This is a genomic window from Bradyrhizobium sp. USDA 4501 (genome assembly GCF_054062115.1).
The window spans coordinates 6,365,322-6,381,596 of record NZ_JBSSEX010000001.1; the positions used below are offsets into that span (position 1 = coordinate 6,365,322).

Genomic DNA, 16,275 nt, shown 5'->3' on the forward strand with positions numbered 1-16,275 from the left:
GCGCGGTCACAGCACCTTGCCCGGGTTCATGATGCCGAGCGGATCGAGCATCGCCTTGACCTGCCGCATCAGCTCGATCGCGACCTTATCCTTGACGTCAGGCAATTCGTCGCGCTTGAGCACGCCGATGCCGTGCTCGGCCGAGATCGAGCCGCCCATCCGCAGCACGATCTCGAACACGACGGCATTCACGTCGTGCCAGCGCGCCAGGAAGTCGGCCGCATTGGCGCCGACCGGCTGGCTGACATTGTAGTGGATGTTGCCGTCGCCGAGATGGCCGAACGGCACCGGCCGCGAACCGGGGATCAGCTTCACCACGGCAGCATTGGCTTCCTCGATGAAGGCGGGCACGGCTGCGACGGGCACCGAGATGTCGTGCTTGATCGAGCCGCCTTCCGGCTTTTGCGCCGCCGACATCTCGTCGCGCAGCTTCCAGAACGCCTGGCGCTGGCTCAGATTGGCGGCGATGACAGCGTCATCGACGATGCCGTCCTCCATGCCCTGGGCCAGGATAGCCTCCAGCGTGTCGCGTGCATCGTCGCGCGACGACGACAATTCCATCAGCACGTACCAAGGGTGCTTGCTCTCAAGCGGATCGCGGATATCGATGCCGTGGCGGATCGAGAAGTCGACCGCGACGTCGGCGAGCAGCTCGAAGCTCGTCAACGCACCGGCCGCTTGATCGCGCGAGATCGACAGCAGCTTGAGTGCGGCCGCCGGTGAAGCCAAGCCGACATAGGCGGTCTCGACCGCACGCGGCCGCGGAAACAGCCTTAGCGTGGCCGCGGTAATGATGCCGAGCGTGCCTTCGGCGCCGATGAAGAGGTTGCGCAAATCGTAGCCGGTGTTGTCCTTTTTCAGCTTCGACAGCGCGTTCAGCACACGGCCGTCAGCCAGCACGACTTCGACCCCGAGCGCCATTTCGCGCGCCACGCCATAGGCAAGGGCTCCGGTGCCGCCGGCATTGGTCGAGAGGTTGCCGCCGATCGTGCAGCTGCCTTCTGCGCCGAGCGACAGCGGAAACAGCCGGTCGACCTCGACTGCCTTCTGCTGCGCGACCTGCAGCACCACGCCGGCCTCGCAGGTCATGGTGTTGGATTCGACATCGATATCGCGGATCTTGTCGAGACGCCGCAGCGAGACCACGACCTCGCCATTGTGCGGCGTCTGGCCGCCGACCAGGCCGGTATTGCCGCCCTGCGGCACCAGCGCGATCCTGTGCTCGGTCGCGAGCTTGCAGATCGCAGCGACTTCGGCGGTCGAACCGGGGCGCAGCACCAGCGGCGAGCGGCCGTGGAACAGGTCACGCTCCTCGGTGACATAAGGCTCGATGTCGGCAGCGTCGGTCATCGCATATTTCGCGCCGACGATGGCGCGGAATTTTTCAAGCAATTCGGGCGGAAGCGGCGGCACCGCTGATTGGACGATGTTCATTTTTTCTTGGTCTTTCACTCAGTCGGGGATCTTTGCCTAAGCATGCCCTTCGCGCAAACGCTTCGCGTTTGTCGCGAGGGAAAACCGGTTCCCGCTTGGCGCCAACGCGGCCGTTCCGGTCCGGGTCATGCTTGTTACCGCCCAACGGCTGCGCGGCGCAGCCGGTCATTGATGGCTTCGCCCAATCCGTCCTCGGGAATCGGCGTCACCGCGATCGCATCCGCGTTTCTCTTGTCGAGGGTGCGAAGGTAGCCGAACAGATTGGCGGCGGCCTCGGCAAGATCGCCGCGCTCGGACAGGTTCATCTCCACGGAGGCGCATTCGCGCCGCGCGACCTTCGCCGGCCCGAACGACAGCAATGCTTCGCCGACATGGACGTCGCTGGCATTGAGCCGGACCGGTGTCCGCGGTGCGTAGTGCGAGGCGAGCATGCCGGGGGCAACCGGCTGGGCGTCGCTTTCCGCGTCTTGCGGCGGCGACTGCAAGGGCTGGCCGAGCACGCGCTCGATCTCTGCGCGCCTCAGCCCGCCCGGTCGCAGCAGCACCGGATCGGAGAAGCAGCCGACGATGGTGGATTCGACGCCGACCTCGCCCGGCCCGCCGTCGACGATCAGGTCGATGCGGCCCGCCAGATCGCCGTTCACATGCTCGGCGGTGGTCGGCGAGACGTGGCCGGAGAGATTGGCCGACGGCGCTACCACGGCACCGCCGAAAGCCTTGATGATGTCGCGCGCCACCTTGTGGGCCGGGATGCGTATGGCGACCGTGTCGAGCCCGGCGGTCGCGAGTTCCGCAACCGGGCAGGACAGCGCCTTCGGCAGCACCAGGGTCAGGGGACCCGGCCAGAACGCGTCCGCCAATCGCAGGGCCTGCCCATTGAATAGGGCAATCCGGCGGGCGGCGCCCAGATCGGCGACATGGGCAATCAGGGGATTGAAGGCCGGCCGGCCCTTGGCCTCGTAAAGCCGGGCGATCGCTGAGGCGTTGCCGGCATCGGCGCCGAGGCCGTAAACCGTCTCGGTCGGAAACGCCACCAGGCCACCCTCGGCCAGGACCCCGGCGGCGGTCGCCGTCGCGGCGGCGCCGGCGGACAAAACGTGCGTTTTCAGACCTGTATCCACTGTGACTAGATTCCTCAATTGGGTGGCTCGTGGTCCCTTGCGGTCCCCGAAACCCGACGCTATAAGCCGGCCCTCAGTCGGAGTGTGGCTCAGCCCGGTAGAGCACTGCGTTCGGGACGCAGGGGTCGCAGGTTCGAATCCTGCCACTCCGACCAGATTTCCTTAGGTTTTTTGTTCTCATCGGTGACCGTTCCCGAGTCAACCACCGATTTGACCACCGAAACATACCGCGCTTTTTGGCCAATGGCTGCTGCCGCCCCGTGCAAATGATCGGGATGGTGATGGCCATAGGTATCCTGCAAGACCTCCGACGACATGCCGAGGAACCCGGCTGCCTCCCAGATCGGCACGCCGCGCTGCATCAGCCAGGTCGCCGCCGTGTGGCGCAACGTGTGCGGAGTGACTTTCCCGGGCAGCTTGGCCAGATCCACGGCAGATTTGAAGCCTTTCTTGACGGAAGCGACCGGCTTGCCGTTGAACTCGACGAAGCAGGTGCTGATCAGCTTCCGGTCTTTCCAACGACGCATATGAGCAAGCAGCCGGGGTGGAAGGGGAGCTGGCGTCTGACGCTTCTTGGTGGCTCGCTTCCCGATCGGCCTGCGATAGAAGATACCACGCTCCAGATCAACGTACGAGTGCCCAAGCTCGGGGTATGGCGATGCCGCTGCGATCGCGCCGGCCCTGGTGCCAGTGTAGAGGCCGATCAGGATAAATCTGGCAACGTGTCGCAGTGGCCGGCGGTCCGTCCATACCGGATCGCCCTTTGAGCTGCCGGCGTGGACCGTCTGCTTTTCGCGGTAGCGCCAACATTGCCAAATCAGGGCTGCCGCCTCCGTGCGCGTCAGCCACCGGTCGCGCGCCTCGCCTTTCGGCGGGAGGGATACGCGAACCGTACCCCGGTGAAAGCCCTCTTTTGCATGATGGTTGATCGCAGCACGAAAGGTCTCGAGGTCACGCCGCGCGCCGCCCTTGCTGCCGCGATGTTTGACGTAAGCCGCGCAGGTTTGCGCGTTGACCGCCGACAGCTTCTTGCCGCCCCAAAAATCGTTGAGCCGGTCGATCCTCGCTTCAATTTCAAACTGATCACCGGGCTCACCGATATCGGTCAGATAGATCGACAGCACGTCGGCACAGTCGATGTCGTCGATATCCCGCCGACTGCGCTCCGGTTGATATTTCTGCGCGATGTAGTTTGCTAGCGCTTGCTCTGCTTCTCGAGGCGGCTTTGTTTCAGACGGGCCCGCAAGGCAGCCTGTGGCGATATGGCGCTCGCCGTCTTTGATGATCCAGACTGCTTGGGCGACGAGCTTTCCGCCGCGATATCGTGCCTTTCGCTTATAGAGACGGGCTCCCTTACTTTGACGCGGCACAGTTCCCTCATCTTCTCGATGTTTTCGAGCGTAGTATAATCTCTGCCGGCAATTCTTTCTATTTCGAGCCGGCCGCGGCGTGCTTCTCGTCGCAGGCCAGAAGCAGTCATCGATCCGTCTGGAAAAGCCAACGATGCGGCAGCAGACAGGCGGATAGGCATATCACGCGAAACCAGACTTGGGGAGAGATGCGCTCTGGCCATTCTAAGACCAAGTCATCTAGATCCGAGTGGCATGCATTTGTCGATGGTCCAAGTCCACTGTCGACGGTCCAAGTCCACGCGAGCCTTCCGATGGTCTGAGGGCAGCCAATTTTTCTGGTGACGTTACGACCTCAAAATTCGAGCAGTCGAAGCTTTGCGCGGCATGGCAAAGTCAACTAACCTTGGAGAAGTACACGGACCTTTGCAAGAATCGGTTCGTCGTCGCTCCATTGAGCGAGGTTCGCGCTCTTCCCTTACGCGATCAATGCCTCGCTTCGAGCGTCATAGTCCATTCCTATTAGTATAAGCGAAGGCTTCTACTGTGAAAGCGGAGCGTGCTCGCTAGTAGGACAATCGGCGGCTTCCGAGTGCAAATTGGAACACTGAGACGGGTTTTGAAATGGTCCAAATCGAAAGTGCCCTCATCGCATGTTACCTCATAACCCTTGGCCCATGTGTGCATCGCCAATGCAAGCCTAATGCGGTCCCGACGTTCATGTCCGAGTTCATGTCGACAGTGCGGGAGAGCGTCGCCAACCAATCGTGACAATAGTCCGCGCGCCGATGCTAGAGAATGCGAGTCCTATCAGAAGGTAGATATTTACGATTGAGTGCATGCTCTATAAGTCCTGACTAAGGGGCCGGCCTTTGTCAGGCGACAAATCGTGCCTCGGTGAGGTACGCGCGCTCGCTTGGGTGGCGCGCTAATCTTCTAGATATGGCTTCGCTGGATCCATTCAACCGACTAATAGGCAAATGAAGTCTCGCTGACTGATAAGAGAATCGCTGAAAGCTTATCAGTGCTGTCGGCCACTGCGCGCTGGCTTTGTTCGAGAATGCATCAAAGGCACTCACCGTTGACGATGCCGATCCCTAGTGGCTCCAGCCGAAGTCTCGTCAGAATGCCACCGCACGTAGCTCTATAACCATCAGCAGATGCGCGCAGGCGGAGGCCGCCCTAGGCGGCTTTACCCTCTAACATCGGGGGCTCGTCGATGGCCCCGATCTCGGGCATTGCCTGGCTCATAATGCCGTGAAGATCGCCTACCATTATCCCCCCACGACGTCGACGGCGTAGCTTCGCTGCAGTGCGCGGCTACCGCGATTGCAGCCGGTTTATGCCGTCATGTCCTGATCCTAATCGGCCGCGATGCATTTGCTGGCGGACGGGCTGCGACGCGTGTCCACCAGATTCCAGCGTTTCGCACGGTGGGTGAATTCGAACTGCCGTTATGAGCGGTGTCACGCGCGCAGCTATACGCATCGATGCCGCGCCGCTATATGAGCAGTACGACGCCACAATTCGCGATTTTGCGGAAATCGCAGTTACCATGCGCCAGCACGCCGCGTTGAACGACCGCGCCATCATGCGCAAGCCGATCACCATCGAGGATCATCACGCCTCGCGGATGATCTCAGATCCTTTCCGGCTGCTCGATTGCAGCCAGGAGAGCGACGGTGGCGCAGCGGTCATCGTGAGCCGCCCTGATGCCGCCCGCGAGCTCCCACGGCCGTTCTGATCAGCGGTACCGCAGATGGGCACCTGGATTCGCCCGCTTCCATTCACCTTCATCGTTCTCTGTCAGATCGAGGATCTGGGCTTTTGCGCAAAGGGGGAGGGCGGCCATTTCATCCGCGAAAAGGGAATTGGACCGAAGCCTCAGGCCGGCTCGGGTGCACATGCAGAGCTCGGCCCATAGTGCCAGCATGTTGCCGCTGCGATTGTATAACGCAATCTCCCTATTGATGGCGGCATCCCGGTCCGAATCACCCGTCGAGGCGGGTGGGATAGGGGTGGTCGATTTCGTACGACGCATTGTGCCATTACCAAAGCTGTTGTTGCCAGCGTCTGCATTGGACACCAAGAGTGACGACCAAATGCCACGTCATTTTCGCGCGCGGCAAGTGCCTAGTCTGAAGTAACGGACGCCCGGGGACTCTTGCCAACCGGACGGCGCGCTGCGGGCCGAAATGTGTCGGCCGCAAGACATCCGGTCCTTGTACTCCGTAGCCGCCCAGCGATATGGAAGCCGTCGGCTCAGACGAAGTATGGAAGCAACTGACAACCCTTCGGCAACATTATCGCTTGGCCCCGGCCCACGGCGACCTTCACGGCGAAAACGTGCGCGTGAAGAACGACCAGGCGATTCTCATCGACCTCGCTTCGGTGCTGCGGCAGGCTCCGCTCACCGCAGACCTCGCGGCTCTTGAGACGTGGTTCGCCTTCGAGCTGACTCCAGAATGCAATCGAGAGCAGTACGAAGATCTGGTTTGGTGGTCCGAAATAGATCGCCTCTATGCGCCGTCTAGTTTCATCCATGCCCAGGCCCTTGCGAGCCGACCGCCCAGTACTGTTGGATGTCCACGGTCGTGCGGCAACTGAGGCGGTTGGGAATGGCAAACCAATCGTGCCCAAGCGAGTATCAGGCCGCGGTCGCCGTGCAGCTCCTTCGACGATGCCAGTGGGACGATGGACCCGCCGCCGATCGCTATCGGCGCACGAAGGATTATGTCGTCCCGTTGAAATAGCGGCCCCAGAATTTCGGGAGACCGCCGTTCAATCCGCTCGCGTCCTTCAACAAGGATTGGCTGGCGGGTTGGGAGGTGTCGATGCCGAACATGGCCATGGCTGCCTGGTGCCTCTGGATTTGAGCTACGAGAAAGCTGCTCCCGCGATTTTACTCGTCGGCTGGGCGGTCGATGCTCATTTGTACGCCGGCGAACTCCATCAGCTTGGCGACTGCGTTCGGATATAGTTCTCGGACGCTCGAAAGAGGCTGTACGTCTAGCTTCCCCGTCAACTGTTCTACGTCGTCGTCGGTCGCCCACGCGTAGCAGGCGGATCCGAATACGAACTTCTTATTGGAGGAGCCGGACGTCATTCCGATCATGTCGCGCGGTCGCCCCGGGTCGCGACTGGTCGTCAAGTAGATTCCGCGCGGCAGTTGAGTGCCGGGGATCTCGCCTAACAAGAAGACCGAATTCTGGGATGCGTAGTAGAAGCCTTCGAACTCGGTCGTGGGTCCGCGCTTCGCCTCGAAGAGCGCGCGCCGTGCATCGCTTTCGCGCTGCTTCATCTCGATCCATGTGACTCGCGCTGACTCCGTGCCGATGAGAGTGAGGAAGATATATCGGCCGGTAGCCGCGTCCAATCCATCTTCATCTCCGACGGGCATGCTGTCCGATAGCTTCAGGATGTGGTCGGGCTCATTGGTCTCGCGCAGCTCCGCGGTCACTTCGTATTCTTCGCGGCACCAGATCACGAACCTATCGTAGGTCTCGACCGGCCAATCGGCGCGACCGTTTATGCCGTTCTTCGTGTGGCTGTCGAAAGCCAGCGAAGTCTTGTTTATCTTGCTCTTCTTTTGCTTTTTGCGTTCCTTCTCCAGGACCTGATCGAGAAGCTCCTCCATATGAGCGAGCTGTGCCTGTGAAAGCGCCTTCTTCTTCCGCCGTCCCACTTCAATCTCCCCAAGGTCACGCACCGCCGTCGGTCCGATCCGCCTTCGGGCGATTTTGGAAATTTTGCCCGAACTTTGCAAATGCTTTCGGGAATATCTGCCGAATTTACCGATGCGATTGCGATCGTTTCGACCGGAACGTCCTTCCTTCTCGCGCTTATTTCGGATGGGCCGCGACGCCCAGCTAAACGGAGCCGGCCGGGCTCTCCGGCCAGAAAGTAGAGATGGTCATGATGTACGCAAAAGCTTGCTGACCCGCACTTCCGGTCGCCGCGGAAAAGCGGCGACCGGAATTCGTCCCATCAAGAATAGGATTTCGAAATGTCTAGGTCTCGTAAGGCGGGCTTCATCGCCGGAATTGCGTTTGGCTGCAGTGTTATCGCTGCATCGCTTGCCCATACCGGTGTGAGCTTGACCAAGTACTGGCTGGAGCACGGGCCGTCGATCACGGAAGCCGTGAAATCGACCGTGGAGCACGCCGAGAACGTCGTGGCGGCGCCTGCGGAGGCCAAGGTGCCTCCGCCGGATCAGTATCTCGTCATGGGCTACAACAAGGATAGCGACCCGCTCCAGACTTGGCGCGTCACCGAACGCAAGAGGCTGGCGGACGGGACGGAGACCGGCGTCATCGTCACCGAGAAGAACGTGCGGCATCCGTTCACGGCCTATCACGTCGATGGCTTCTACATGATCGACTACCGTCCCGGTGAGGACAGCAATCCCGGCTTTGGTCGCTTCTACTTCCGTGTCTCCGCCAAGGGTAATCGTGCCCAAGCCGGCCGCGGTATCGTGCTGGATTGCGCGTGCCACAATGGCGCGATCACGGCCAACGCCAATGTGTCCGACGTCCCGGCCATGCTGTTGACCTCGGGCGAGATCACCGATGCGGACCGCAGACTGTTGCTCAGCGTCGATGTGCAGACCGCGGTTCCGCAGTCCTCGCTTGACAAGCTGATCAAGGACGACAAGTAGGCGGCATAGCGCGGAGTTTGCGAGACGATGGTCGAGAGCTCGAATTGAAAGTGGCGCGGAGGCATCGAGAGCGAGCCTCCGCGTACGGCCGTTGCGGCCATCGCATCCTAGAAGAGATCGAAGTCGGCCCCATTTTCCAACTTCGTCAGTCCTCCATAGGCGTCGATAATTCGCTTTTCCTTGTCTTCCGGCATGGCGTCATGGAAGGCCGGCCCGAGAACGAAATTCTCGACACATTCGATGATCAGCCTAGAGAGTTCGCGCTTCTTGTCGATTGGCTCCGTCGCGGCGAACAGCGCCGACAAATGCTCCTCAACCTTGGACTTCTGCTTCTTCGGGAAGGAGACGATGGCGACGGTCTTCTCGGCGTCGACGGGAATCACGGTCAACGCTGGACCGATGATGTCCCCTTTGGAGTCGATCTCCACCGAAAAGAGCGAAGCTGCCGCCAGAGTTGGCGTCTGCTCCTTCAATTCGATGATGCGATGGATCAACGGCGGATCCTTTCCCGCTGCCATCGGCTTGTCGAAATGGGTCCCTCTGTATCGGATGACGCGCCATCCCTTGTCCCAGAAGATGGCGGAGGGGCTCGGCGTATCCTCATCAACCAATCCGTCGCGAACGTGCTGCTGATGCAGCAGATCGATCCGATAGGCACCCTCTACGCATGCGTGGAGTTCGCGCATCACTGCACGATAGGCAAGCTGTGCGAACTGCGTCGCGTTGCTCGTATCCAAGGGCTCCGTGTCGGCCAGGCGGAAGAGTTCTTTGTCGTGCTTCGCGCACAGGCCGGTGAAGGTCGAAGCATCGTTGCGCCCGATGGACTTGAATTTCACGCCTGGTCGGGTCGCCGGGTCCACGTACGGCAAGGGCGCGACGACGTGGTTGTCCCGCTGAAGGAGGTCGAGGACCTTCGAGTTCTGGATCGAATGCGCGCGTATGGGCTTTTCTTTGCAGTCGAAGCCGACATGAAGGCACCTTTCGTACTTCTTCTTCCGGAGATCGAAGAAGCGAGCGATCTGGCTGCCGTCGGACTTCGTTGCCTCGACCAGCGATTTCGGTGCGGCCTTGTCCGGAGGCGAGGAGGCCGCGTGGGCGTCGGCATTCGCTGCTGTCATGGCTTTCCTCGATGCAATCGTCTCGCTGTTCAGTTTGGCATCAGCTCGTTCACGCTCGCGATCATTTTCGACCATTCTTCGGAGATGAGGGTCAGAACGCGCTCGTCGGCATTCTTTCCGACCGCGGCCTTGAACCAGTCGGCGTTCCGACGGTTGACGCGGTCGCGATAGCCGTTGCCCCATTCGCGCGCGCAGGTCTGCCAAAAGTCCGAGTCCGTCGCGAGATCCTCCGAATAGACGCCTTGTCCGACAAGCTGGACCTTTCGCACCAAGGCGTCGAATCCGTCCTCCATCGCGCGGATCGACTGGCGTACGAAGTGGTGTCCTTGCGCAATTCTTGGCCTCGTCGCGCAGGATGACGTGATTGTTCCAGAAACGGGATATGACTTCCTGCAGCAAGTCGAAGATCGAGCGTGCCACGATCAATATGTACTCCACCTCGGCGCGGACGAACGAAGCGATGAAACCGTGGCTCAACGAATCCCGCACCGCGTAGAAGTGCTCGAGTTTCGCTGCGCTGGTTGCGAGCAGGTGAAAGTCGTCCTCGAGCGCGTGCGTGAAGCCGACGAGATCCCGGTAGCTGAGGCGCTGCCAGACGAGCTCGATCAGCGGGATCCACAGATCGGTGTCGCTGGCCGGCTTGGTGTTGGTGACGTACAGCGATTGCGCGGTACCGACGATGCGGATCGGAAGGAGTTGGTCATCCGGCCCGTCGAACCAATGCGACCAGTTCTCGCCGTCCCACAACGGAAGGAGCCTTAGCGCGCGTCCCGAAAGGGCCTTGACGTCGAGGTATCCGAGCTTCGCGAGTTCATCGAGTTTCACTTCCCCGGTCATGGTGTACTTGTATCACCGAACGGGCATCTCGAACATCGCTGGCCATCATCGAGATCCCCTCATCGATAGCGATCGTCTGTCCGGGTCAGCTACAATGCAACATAATTCGGAACCTGCCGGAGTGGATGTCGGAATCGGCCGTGCGCGTCGGGCGCCTGTGGTTGCCCGGGCGACAGGTCGAGAAGACGCTGGCGAATTATACCAAGCAGATATTCTGTCTGACGGGGAATGAAAACTTCCCGTACTCGCTGCTGGGATCCGCGACAGCGGTGCGACTGGGAGACAGGTGCTTTCTCGTCTGGTGTCGGCATCAGACCATTCTCCGAACGACGTCACGATCACGATCGAACAAGGCAAGATCCTTGTGTCCGGGTCTCGCTTCGTGTTCGCAAACGACGACGACGGCACGGCTGATGAGGACTTCAAGGATCTTTGCGCCATGGAGTTCGTGCCGGAGAACTACGGCTCGCCGAACCTGGAATCGGCGTTCCTGCCGTTGGTGGAAGGCGACATTTGGCAGGGCGACGTCGGTGCGCAATTCTACCTGTTTGGCTTTCCCACCGAGCTGCGGCTCGTCGACTACCCTGCGCGGTTGCGGCCGCGCACGAGCCACGCCCAGAATTCAGATTGTGCAGATCGCGCAAGCCTCTCGACTCTCTTGATCTTCTTCTTCGAACGATCTGGCGAACACTTGCTCCAAGGTCAGGTTCGCGCCTCGAATAGAAGCCTGGGTCTTGCGTCGTTCGTATTCGTCTCGGATCCTCTGCATGCGATCGGGCTGCTCGAGTTCTGCGAGGCTCTCGCCGGAGGTCCACGTGAAGACGTTTCCGCTACCTTCGTAAGGGCGCTCGTACTTCTTCGCCTCGTCGAACAGGCCTGGATGGGCTTCCTTCAGTCGGACCCATTCGATCTTCTGCTGATAGAAGCAGAAGAAGCAGCCTGAGCGCGTCCTGCCCCAATCCGTGTAAGGGGGCATCCCAACGCCGCTGGACATGAGGATTTCGTGAATGTCGACGAGCTTCAATCCGTCATCCTTGAAGGGATAGATCGGCGTGATGTTCGGTTTGTGGCTGATGTAGCCGCTGCGCTCTTCATCCGCGCGCAGTCCGACGTAGTTGAGAACCGGCTCCTCTCCGACGAACTCCTCGAAGGGCTTCAGCTTGAGCATCTTCGTGCACCATCTGCGATGGTTCGAAGGGATCATGCCGCCGTACACTTCGTACCAATGATCGAAGCCGAGCTCAGCGTTCAGGCGATGAACCCGTTTGCCGAGGTAGTCTTCGATCCTTTCGAGGTATTGGTAGGTCTCCGGCAGTTCCTTCCGCGTATCGCTGAAGATGTACTCCATCTCCGGCACGCGATCGCGCATGTAGATGGCGAGAGCCGCGCTGTCCTTTCCTCCGGAAAGGCTGAGGATGTGCCTGGTCTTGTTCGTCTCAGCCATCGGTCGGCGCTTTCGTATCCTTGGGAGCCATCTTGAGTTGGTCGGCCACCACATGGGCGAGGACCGAGGAAGGATCTTTGGCGCTCGCCAGAAGCTTCTTGATCTGAGCGACCTTGTCCTCGGTTTCCTTCGTAAGCGTGCCCTTGCGAACGACGACCATTTCTTCATGCCCGGCGGTATCCACCACGTGGACGCTGACCAACGGAGTGGTGTTCGCGTCCTCGAGCTTCATATGCGCCAACCATCTGGCCAGACGGGCGGCGATCGCCCTGGACTCGAAGATGAGATTGTCGATCGTGTCGTCCTTCCAGGCATCGATGCGTTTGCCGGTGAGCAGACTGGCCACGCCGTCCAGCCAGGCCTGGTCGCCAGTACTGCTGTCGGAAGCGCGCTCGATGAACGCCCGCAGACGGTAATCAGTAAGCTTCAGCGTGTGCTGCCCGTAGTCGTTTGCGATCTGACCTCGCAGCTTATCGATGGTACGAGCACCGAACGCCTCCAATAGAGCCGCTTGCGCTGAGCTACGGACCCGGGAAGCAGCATCCGCAATTTCCAGCAGGGAGGTGTTGAGGATCTCGACGAAATTACCTGCCTGCTCCTCGTCGTATCCCTCCGGCTTCAAGGCGGAGAGGCCGCAGGCTTGAGGCAAGTGCGTGTAGATGAGGTCGATGGGTTCGTCTGCCTTCTTCAAGGCTGCTCGAATCGCCTGTGCCGACTTCGAGATCGTGCTGGTTTCCTTCCCGTATGCGGGTATGGCCTGCCACCAGCGATAGAGAGCCTCCACGAGAGGCTTCAACGATCCCTCTGGCCGACCATCGCTGGGCCAGATCTCCAAACCGGACGCGAGGCGTTCCAGGATGGCGGCCGTAGACTCCGACTTGCCCAGGTACTTCAGCGCGAAGTTTGAGGGATTCTTCGCCAGGCGCATGAAATGCGCGGCTGTAAGCTCGGGCTGGAAGCTATTGCGCTCGAAGATCGCGACTTGTCGGCGATGATGCAGCATGAATGCGGCGATCATCGGCAGAGAGGGGCCGGCGCGTAATCCGATCGGCGGCTTCGCAAGCTCCGCGGCGATCTCTTCGAACGAGCAATATCCCTTCGAGCGGAGGAACTCCTCGATCTTGGCCCAAACGGGTCCCCAATTCAGCTCGTCCGGAGAAGGCGGCAGAAACGACCAGCGTCCGTCCTCTTGCCGGTGAACGTTCGTCGATTGGAAAAGAGAAAGGTAAACCGTGCGCTCGGGCGGAGCGCCGGTGAAGCCGAGATAGGGCTGATCCGCGGTATCGACCATGGCTTCGAGCAAGCGCATACGCGCGCTGGCCGCAGCGCTGGACAGCTTCGACCGATTGATGAGCTCGTTCCGCAGGATCGGTCCCTTCGAGAATACGTCGTCGCAGATGTCGCTGAGCTTGCGGTTGAGCAGCGTGCGGTCGGCGATAGCAAGCGGCTTGGCGCGATAAACCCAGAGCTCCTTGGATCCCGGGAGCGAAGGCCGTCCGAACGGTTCGAGCGCGGACTGGAGTGCGCTGGAGGCGCTATCGATACGCCCACGCACTTCGCGTCTGGCGAGATCGTCGACCCGCAGGTCACCGCAATTCTGGTCGATCCAACGCCAGAGAGCCAAATCCCAAGCGGCGGCCAAAGCGTTCGGAGTGATCTGACGTACGCAGTAAAGCGTGAGTTCGTCGGCTACGTCGGCGACGGACTCGATCTTCCGGGCCACTTTCCGGATGTCTTGGTCGGGATAGACCGGTACGACGACGACCGTGCCGTCGTAGTCGGCAGCTACCTTGAACGAGGGATCACCTTCGCCGTTCCAGTAAGCGATCGAAAAGGCGCGCAAGGTTCCCGTGCGATGATAGTGCTTGTGCGCGACGAGCGGGCGGGCCGGCGGAAGAGCCGCGAGCACGGAATCCAAGCGCCTGATCTGAGGGTTCTGCGTCCTTGCCTGTTCGAGCCACCCGTCGAGATCGACGCTCGTGCTTGCCCAAAGGCTGTAGTCGTCGCGATGCGCGCGCACATATAGGAGCTTCCGCTCGACCAGCGTCTTGAGCGCCTTTTCGGTGTCCTTGGCGGTCGTTCCGAGGCACCAAGCAACGGTGGTTGGGTCGGCGCGCAGGCCAGGGGTCGGTTCGAGCACGGCAAGCAAGCCGACGCACTTCAAGGCACGCAGCGGCAAATCTTCGAGATCGACGCCTTCCGCTACCGCATTCCGGAGGAGTTCCCAGCGACGCTCCCGGTCCGCGGACCTGAAGCGGACGTCGCCCAGTGCGGCCACGTAATCGTAGAGATCCGCCAGGCTGTACCAGACGTCCGGAGAATGAGTGTTCGCGTGGATGAAGCGCTGGAACCCGTGCGGTTCGAGAGAATGCAGGAAGCTGAAGACCGACCGCTCGTTCTGGCCGAAGCGCCCGGCGATATTCGCGAGGCAAGCGACCGAAGCAGGGTGGAGCGGATAAAGTCGGGGGCCGATCTTCGATAGCTCGCTCTTTCGGGTCGTGAAAACGCCTTTGGCCGCGGCTTCGCCGAAGAGCTTTTGCGCGCGCGACGCGATTTCACCATCCTCCATTGGCCGATGAACGATGGCTTCCGCCAGCAGGAAGGCCGTCTGTTCGGTGGAGTCATGCAGCGAAATGTCTTCGTAGCGCTCTGCCGATCGGACCCATTCTGCTTCTACCCATTCACCCAGTCCGGCAGCATAGTCCGCGAAGCGATGATGCAGGAATGCGACGACCGCGAGCGGATCCTTCTGAACGCCTCCGGCCCGCTCGGCGAGCTGCTGGAAGAAGGAAGGATCGGACTCGTGCCGATGAAGCGCCGCGTACTCCAAGAATCGTCCCATCTCGTCGACGAGAAGGAGCACGCCGCCGCCCGGATTGAGTTCCACGGAGAGGCGCCGAAGAAGATTAAGCACTTCAACGTCGCTTCGGACGCCCTTGGCCCGCGATTTGGCCAGCGCCTCGCAATCTTTCGCGAGCGCCGCTGCCTTCGCTCCGCGGAATGAGCGTGCAGCTTGCGCGATCTCCGCCAAGAGGCAATCCGCGAAATTCGCGCGCCGACCGATGACCACCAACGGCAGGTACTTCGGAACGCCGGGCAGCGGGACGTCTTCAGTACGCAGCAACCTGGCGGCCGCTCCGCTTTTCCCGTCGACGCGATCTCCGAAGAATTTGGCCAGTAACAGGCCGAACGCCGATTTGCCGACGCCATACGGACCGGTGACGCGAAACGCCCTTTGAGTGGAATCATCGCGAAGACCGTTCAAGATGCGCTGCAGCGCATCCCGGACCGCCGGCGTAATGACGTAGCCCGAGAGAGCGTGCGGATCTTCAAGGTCTCGTCCCAGATCGACGGAACGGATGTACCTGCGCCCGATCGAGATTCGATCGGCGAGCAGGGCCGTGCGCTTCAGTGCTGCCACGCGGCATCCTCCAGACGGCTAAGCGGAGTTGATTGTGATCGGACGAGATCGACGCCGCCGGCACCATCGTCGCGAAGCGAAAGTCCTCTCACGACCTCCGTCAATTCGACGAGAGACCGATGCATCGACGCTTCGTCGAGTCTGAAGACCGTGCCTGGCGAGCGCCGGTCGACCATCAGAGAGCGAAAAGACAGCGAAAGGCTGTTGGGTGCCACGGACCGCCAAAAGTCTGCGACGGCGAAAGCCGTCGTCGCGACGTCGATGTCGGGCTTTGGACCACGTTTGAAACGGATGACGGGACTAGCGCCGGCGTCCGTGAGTTCGAGCAGCCCCAGTTCCTGGAGCGGACAGCCGAGACCCTCTTCGACGACCGCCGTAGCCGAGCCACGCCCTGCGTCGTACGTGCGGAGAAAGATGTCGACGTGCTGCGTTACGGTGCCCGATGTGATCGCACCGCGTGCTGATACGGCCTTGCCTTGGACCGCCTTCAGAAAGGCATCCTTCAGTATCTCCGTGTCGGCGAGATCAAGAAAGGCCGATGTCCAGGCCCCTAGGTTCGCCGAGGTCGTGATGTTCCAATGCAGGCGCCACAGAGAGGCGTTGCTTTCGAGGTACGGGTCATGCCCCTTCTTTTGGTCCAGGAGGGCGACGCCGAACTCAGTCGGAACGACGCGCTTGCCCTCGGCCTTAGTGAGCCCGAAGGCATCACCCCAAAAGCGGATCGATCGGACCATGTTCTTGCCGATACCGAGCGTCACGATCGCTGCGTCGTCGTCGCCGAACAGCTCCGGATCCTTGAGAAGCGCCTCGTGGAGCTTGGGGAGCCAGCCATAGCGGCAGGCAAACGACTCATGGCCGGAGAAGACTTCGAATTCTCGTTCAGACATTTCGATA

12 protein-coding genes, 1 tRNA gene and 1 pseudogene are annotated in these 16,275 nt (G+C 60.8%); 6 read left to right on the forward strand and 8 right to left on the reverse strand.

Annotated elements, in window-relative coordinates; all coding sequences use genetic code 11:
- Window positions 1–6 precede the first annotated feature (6 nt).
- Both ACVWZM_RS29325 and ACVWZM_RS29330 read right to left on the reverse strand, forming a co-directional pair.
- Window positions 7–1,434 (reverse strand): FAD-binding oxidoreductase, encoded by a 1,428-nt coding sequence (locus ACVWZM_RS29325; RefSeq protein WP_456855432.1) that lies wholly within the window; start codon window positions 1,432–1,434, stop codon window positions 7–9.
- A gap of 134 nt (window positions 1,435–1,568) precedes the next feature.
- Window positions 1,569–2,555, reverse strand: coding sequence for an L-threonylcarbamoyladenylate synthase (locus ACVWZM_RS29330; protein WP_456855433.1), 987 nt, complete (start codon window positions 2,553–2,555; stop codon window positions 1,569–1,571).
- Between the two features lie 78 nt (window positions 2,556–2,633).
- Here ACVWZM_RS29330 and ACVWZM_RS29335 point away from each other — a divergent pair.
- A tRNA-Pro gene (locus ACVWZM_RS29335) sits at window positions 2,634–2,710 on the forward strand.
- A 132-nt stretch (window positions 2,711–2,842) separates the two neighbouring features.
- Here ACVWZM_RS29335 and ACVWZM_RS29340 read toward each other — a convergent pair.
- Window positions 2,843–3,400 (reverse strand): annotated as a pseudogene (locus ACVWZM_RS29340) (site-specific integrase); the annotation flags it as partial.
- Between ACVWZM_RS29340 and ACVWZM_RS29345 the strand changes: the two are divergent.
- From ACVWZM_RS29345 to ACVWZM_RS29360, 4 genes are all read left to right on the forward strand, one after another.
- The gene (locus tag ACVWZM_RS29345) at window positions 3,332–3,754 is read left to right on the forward strand and encodes a hypothetical protein (protein ID WP_456855434.1); all 423 of its coding nucleotides are present in this window, start codon (window positions 3,332–3,334) and stop codon (window positions 3,752–3,754) included. The pseudogene ACVWZM_RS29340 and the gene ACVWZM_RS29345 overlap by 69 nt on opposite strands.
- A 1,606-nt stretch (window positions 3,755–5,360) precedes the next feature.
- On the forward strand, window positions 5,361–5,648 hold the full coding sequence (locus tag ACVWZM_RS29350; protein ID WP_456855435.1) for a hypothetical protein: 288 nt from the start codon (window positions 5,361–5,363) through the stop codon (window positions 5,646–5,648).
- 15 nt (window positions 5,649–5,663) lie between these two features.
- Window positions 5,664–5,828, forward strand: coding sequence for a thiolase C-terminal domain-containing protein (locus tag ACVWZM_RS29355; RefSeq protein WP_456855436.1), 165 nt, complete (start codon window positions 5,664–5,666; stop codon window positions 5,826–5,828).
- Between the two features lie 323 nt (window positions 5,829–6,151).
- Window positions 6,152–6,511, forward strand: coding sequence for a hypothetical protein (locus ACVWZM_RS29360; protein ID WP_456855437.1), 360 nt, complete (start codon window positions 6,152–6,154; stop codon window positions 6,509–6,511).
- Between the two features lie 295 nt (window positions 6,512–6,806).
- Here the strand turns inward: ACVWZM_RS29360 and ACVWZM_RS29365 are convergent, their stop codons facing one another.
- Window positions 6,807–7,589, reverse strand: coding sequence for a hypothetical protein (locus ACVWZM_RS29365; protein WP_456855438.1), 783 nt, complete (start codon window positions 7,587–7,589; stop codon window positions 6,807–6,809).
- A gap of 321 nt (window positions 7,590–7,910) precedes the next feature.
- Between ACVWZM_RS29365 and ACVWZM_RS29370 the strand changes: the two genes are divergently transcribed.
- Complete coding sequence (locus ACVWZM_RS29370) at window positions 7,911–8,561, forward strand: hypothetical protein (RefSeq protein ID WP_456855439.1); 651 nt, start codon at window positions 7,911–7,913, stop codon at window positions 8,559–8,561.
- 107 nt (window positions 8,562–8,668) lie between these two features.
- Here the strand turns inward: ACVWZM_RS29370 and ACVWZM_RS29375 are convergent, their stop codons facing one another.
- The 4 genes from ACVWZM_RS29375 to ACVWZM_RS29390 form a co-directional block, all read right to left on the reverse strand.
- On the reverse strand, window positions 8,669–10,516 hold the full coding sequence (locus tag ACVWZM_RS29375) for a hypothetical protein (RefSeq protein ID WP_456855440.1): 1,848 nt from the start codon (window positions 10,514–10,516) through the stop codon (window positions 8,669–8,671).
- 622 nt (window positions 10,517–11,138) lie between these two features.
- Window positions 11,139–11,960, reverse strand: a complete 822-nt coding sequence (locus tag ACVWZM_RS29380) for a phosphoadenosine phosphosulfate reductase family protein (protein ID WP_456855441.1) — start codon at window positions 11,958–11,960, stop codon at window positions 11,139–11,141.
- A complete protein-coding gene (locus ACVWZM_RS29385; protein WP_456855442.1) occupies window positions 11,953–15,381 on the reverse strand; it encodes a hypothetical protein in 3,429 nt (1,142 codons plus the stop codon). Before ACVWZM_RS29385 ends, ACVWZM_RS29380 begins: the two co-directional genes overlap by 8 nt.
- On the reverse strand, window positions 15,369–16,268 hold the full coding sequence (locus ACVWZM_RS29390) for a DUF4007 family protein (RefSeq protein ID WP_456855443.1): 900 nt from the start codon (window positions 16,266–16,268) through the stop codon (window positions 15,369–15,371). Before ACVWZM_RS29390 ends, ACVWZM_RS29385 begins: the two co-directional genes overlap by 13 nt.
- Between the last annotated feature and the right edge of the window lie 7 nt (window positions 16,269–16,275).

Coding starts and splice junctions, on each gene's coding strand:
- ACVWZM_RS29325 (WP_456855432.1), bottom strand. CDS start 1,434: ATGAACATCGTCCAATCAGCGGTGCCGCCGCTTCCGCCCGAATTGCTT.
- ACVWZM_RS29350 (WP_456855435.1), top strand. CDS start 5,361: ATGAGCGGTGTCACGCGCGCAGCTATACGCATCGATGCCGCGCCGCTA.
- ACVWZM_RS29355 (WP_456855436.1), top strand. CDS start 5,664: ATGGGCACCTGGATTCGCCCGCTTCCATTCACCTTCATCGTTCTCTGT.
- ACVWZM_RS29360 (WP_456855437.1), top strand. CDS start 6,152: ATGGAAGCCGTCGGCTCAGACGAAGTATGGAAGCAACTGACAACCCTT.
- ACVWZM_RS29370 (WP_456855439.1), top strand. CDS start 7,911: ATGTCTAGGTCTCGTAAGGCGGGCTTCATCGCCGGAATTGCGTTTGGC.
- ACVWZM_RS29375 (WP_456855440.1), bottom strand. CDS start 10,516: ATGACCGGGGAAGTGAAACTCGATGAACTCGCGAAGCTCGGATACCTC.
- ACVWZM_RS29380 (WP_456855441.1), bottom strand. CDS start 11,960: ATGGCTGAGACGAACAAGACCAGGCACATCCTCAGCCTTTCCGGAGGA.
- ACVWZM_RS29390 (WP_456855443.1), bottom strand. CDS start 16,268: ATGTCTGAACGAGAATTCGAAGTCTTCTCCGGCCATGAGTCGTTTGCC.